The organism is Bacillus sp. LR_5, assembly GCF_042709275.1.
Genome location: NZ_JAVAXX010000411.1, coordinates 1 through 4099 on the forward strand (window position 1 = coordinate 1; position 4099 = coordinate 4099).

Here is a 4099-nt window from a genome sequence, read left to right on the forward strand (position 1 = left end):
TGAGTTTATATAGAAAGCCGATAATGATCATCGCTAATGCCAAAGCAATGGCCGGATACAGAAGAAGCAGCGCTTTGATGCCAATCAGCGCCTGTGCTGTCTGGACTGCATTCGGCACATAGCCGATAATCCCCAAACCGATCCCCGAGAGAAAGCCAGACAAAGATTGAGCAAGCTTTCTTGAGAAATTGAAAAGTGAATATGTCGTTGCTTCCTTCCGTTCACCGGATTTCCATTCGCCATAGTCGATAATATCGGATACAAGAGCCCACGTGATGCCATTTGGGATACTGATTCCGATAAAGGCGATACTGGCGAGAATTGTAAACACATAAACGTTAGATGGAAGCATAAAGTTGATCAGATCCGCGGCCACACTGATGCCAAAGCCGATCATTGCCGTTCGTTTCTTTCCAAACATCTTGACGAGCTTTGGAAGGAATACGACGCCCAAAAAGGAAGAACCGATAATGATGAAGTTCATATAAGCCATTAATTCAACATTGCCCAAGTTATATTGTGCGAAATAGACGAGCATGGCGGATTTAATGTTGTATGCGGAAATTGAAAAAATCGTCATCAGGACAAGGGTTAACAGCGGTTTATTTGTAATAAATGTTTTGACGATAGATGAGAGTGTTAATTTTTCTTTGGGTGCTTCCGATATGACAATGCGCTCTTTGCAGTTGCGGTAGCAAATATAAAACCAAAACACACCGAGCGCGGCGAACAAGCCCATGACCACCGGGTAGCCGACCTTCGGATTATCAAACTTGACGAGCAGCGGCATCACGGCCACACTCGTGATAAACAAGGCGCCAAGTGATCCGATTTGGCGGAACGTTGAAATGGAGGTCCGGTCCTCAGAATTTTGAGTCATCGCTGCCCCTAATGAGCCGTACGGAATATTCACAAACGAATAGCCGATGCCCCAAATCATATAGGATGCATATGCATAAATCAGTTTTCCGGTCGTTGATACACTGGGAGACAGAAAAATAAGAACAGTAAGCACCGCAAGCACGAGGCTGCCGATTAATAGATAAGGCCTGAATTTCCCCCGTTTGCCGATGTTTTTGCGATAATCGATTGATGAGCCGACAATTGGATCTGTTATCGCCGCAAACAGCTTACTGACTAAAAAAATGCCGCCGGCCATCGCAGCGGGGATTCCCGCTACATCAGTGAAATACTTCAATAAATAAATCTGGCCGAGATCAAACATAAAACCATTGCCAAAATCACCAAAACCATAGGACATTTTCTCTTTCAATGAAAGCCTTTTTTCCGTTTCGACCGACACAACCTTATTTGCCAGTTCAGTTCGCATGTTCCACCTCTGTGTCTTAAGAATTTTCGGATAGTGATCCGCTCAGCGATACTGAGCGGATACTTTGTTACACGTTTGCTTTCTCTTCTTGAAATTGAAAGTAGTGTTTCGCATTGTCATAGCAAATCCCCTGAACGATGCTTCCCAGAAGCTCCGTATCGCGCGGCACTTCGCCGTTTTCCACCCATTCTCCAATCAAATTGCAGACGATCCGCCTGAAATATTCGTGGCGCGTATACGAAAGAAAGCTTCTGGAATCGGTGAGCATGCCGATAAAACGGCTGAAAAGGCCAACATTTGATAACGCTTTCATTTGGTCGAGCATTCCGTCTTTAGTATCGTTAAACCACCAGGCTGTGCCGAATTGTATTTTTCCCGGGGTAATACCGTCCTGAAAACTGTTGATCATGCTGGCGATGACATAGTTATCATTTGGATTCAGTGAATATAAAATCGTTTTCGGCAGCTGGTTCTTCATCTCAACTGAGTTCAACAGCTTGTATAAAGGCTTAGCAATTTCTTCATCGTTCATTGAATCATACCCTGTATCAGGTCCGAGCCTTTTCATCATTTTTGTATTCGTGTTTCTTAAAGCGTTGATATGAAACTGCATCGCCCAATCGAGCTCCGCATACAAACCGCAAAGAAACTGAAGCGTATATGTCTTAAATTTCTTCTCATCTTCACAAGAAACCTCTGTTCCTTGTAATCTGTCAGAAAAAATCCGTCCAGCTTCTTCTTTTGTTGTTTCGGCAAATACCATTGAATCTATCGCGTGATCAGAAACTCTGCCGCCGGCTGAGTGGAAGAATCGCACTCGTTTTTCCAACGCCTTTAAAAACTCATCATAGGTTGTAATCGATATGGCAGCGGCATCTTCAAGCGCCTGCACCCACTCAGTAAAGCCTTCACGATTGATCTCAAGTCCTTTATCCGGCCGAAATCCAGGCAGCACACTGACAGGAAAGTCTTTGTCTTCTCTTAATAATAGATGGTATTCAAGAGAATCAACAGGGTCATCTGTGGTGCACACAACCTTTACATTTGATTTCACGATTAAATCCCTTGCCCCGAAGCCTTCCCCTTTGAGCAGTTCATTTGTCCGTTTCCATATAGCCGGCCCGGACTTCTCGTTTAAAATCTCGTAAATGCCAAAAAAACGCTGCAATTCTAAGTGAGTCCAGTTGTAGAGTGGATTGCCAATCGCCATCGGCACGGTTTTCGCCCAAGCCATAAATTTCTCCTCATCAGGCGCATCTCCGGTAATGTATGTCTCCTCAATTCCATTGGCTCTCATGATGCGCCATTTATAATGGTCACCATACAGCCAGGCTTCCGTGATGTTTTGAAATGTCTTATTTTCATAGATTTCTTTCGGACTTAAGTGGCAGTGGTAATCAATAATTGGCATGTCTTTCGCATAATTGTGATAGAGGCTGACAGCGGTTTCATTTTTCAATAAAAAGTTTTCGCCCATGAAGGGGTCCATGTCCTCACCGTCTTTCATTCTATTTCAAAATGTTAACGTTAACATTTTGATTTGTATCTATTTTACCTTTATATTCCTCTGAGATCAATCTCTTTTTTGAAAATGAAATGTTAACGTTAGCATATAAACAAAAAAAAAGACATTGCCAGAAAGCACTCGGAAAGGAATGCTTTTGGCAATGTCAGATTCATAGAAAGGATTAGTAAGCCAGGCTGAAAAGTCCTTTAATGTGTGTTAAGTAGCGTACATTACTTGCTTCTTTCATCAAGGAAGCAGGAAGACCTTTAAGCGGTGTAGAATTTGCACCAATGATGGCAACCGCGTCTTTGCGTCCAAGGCTTGCAAGTGTACCAGAGTTTACTGGCTTGAATGTTTCAAGCGTTTTGCCTTCCAAGTAAGCGAATAGGTTGTAACCGATCAGCTCACCCATTTGCCATGCGATTTGTGCAGTTGGCGGGTATGGACGGCCGTCTGCACCGAAGTAAACTGCGCTGTCTCCAGCAACGAATACATCTTCATGAGATGTAGATTGCAGGAAGTCATTTACAGTCGCGCGTCCGCGGTTCACTTCTAGACCTGATTCACCGACTAATGGGTTACCTTGTACGCCGCCAGTCCAAACAAATGTGTTGGCAACAACTTTAGATCCGTCTTTCAGATCAATTACGTTTCCTTCTACATTTGTAACAGGAAGACCTGTTAAGAACTCAACGCCGCGTTTTTCAAGGCTTGCAGTCGCACGCTCGATAAGATCATCCGGAAGAACAGGAAGGATCTTCGGACCTGCTTCAACAAGTTTTAATTTGATTTCTTTATGGTCTACGCCGTATTTTTTCGCAAGGTTCGGCATGATGTCAGCAAGCTCACCAACAAGCTCAACACCTGTTAAGCCGCCGCCGCCGATAAGGATTGTTGCATCTGCTTCGTTTTTCGTTTTAGAGTACTCGCGCACACGATCTTCAACATGTTGAAAGACTTTGTTCGCATCGGCAGCAGATTTCAATACCATGCTGTTTTCTTCAAGACCTGGGATGCCGAAGTAAGCCGTTACAGAACCAAGACCTACAACAAGCGCATCGTAAGTTAATGTAGAACCGTCAGCAAGCGCAACTTCTTTTTTATCAACAGAGAAAGAGCTTACTTCCGCAATTTTAAGATCAATGTCTTTGCCTTTGAAAAGTTTTTCTAATGGCATTGCAACCGCTTTTTCAGACACGTTGCCTGCAGCAAGGCGGTGTAATTCCGTAATGATTTGGTGAGTAGGGTATTTGTTTACCACT

The 4099-nt window shown here is 43.7% G+C and carries 3 protein-coding genes; all 3 read right to left on the minus strand.

The annotated features are described in order from the left end of the window. Positions 1-1330, minus strand: a 1330-nt coding sequence (locus tag RAC86_RS35970) for an MFS transporter (protein ID WP_377886715.1), incomplete at its 3' end; no start/stop codon positions are given. A 67-nt stretch (positions 1331-1397) separates the two neighbouring features. Continuing rightward, positions 1398-2819: a glucuronate isomerase gene (uxaC, locus tag RAC86_RS35975; RefSeq protein ID WP_339232626.1), complete on the minus strand. Its 1422-nt coding sequence runs from the start codon at positions 2817-2819 to the stop codon at positions 1398-1400. A gap of 199 nt (positions 2820-3018) precedes the next feature. Continuing rightward, positions 3019-4099, minus strand: a 1081-nt coding sequence (locus tag RAC86_RS35980; protein ID WP_377886717.1) for an NAD(P)/FAD-dependent oxidoreductase, incomplete at its 5' end; no start/stop codon positions are given.

What these genes read in the sequence shown, in the direction of transcription:
- uxaC (WP_339232626.1), bottom strand. Translation starts at nt 2,819, where the DNA reads ATGGACCCCTTCATGGGCGAAAACTTTTTATTGAAAAATGAAACCGCT.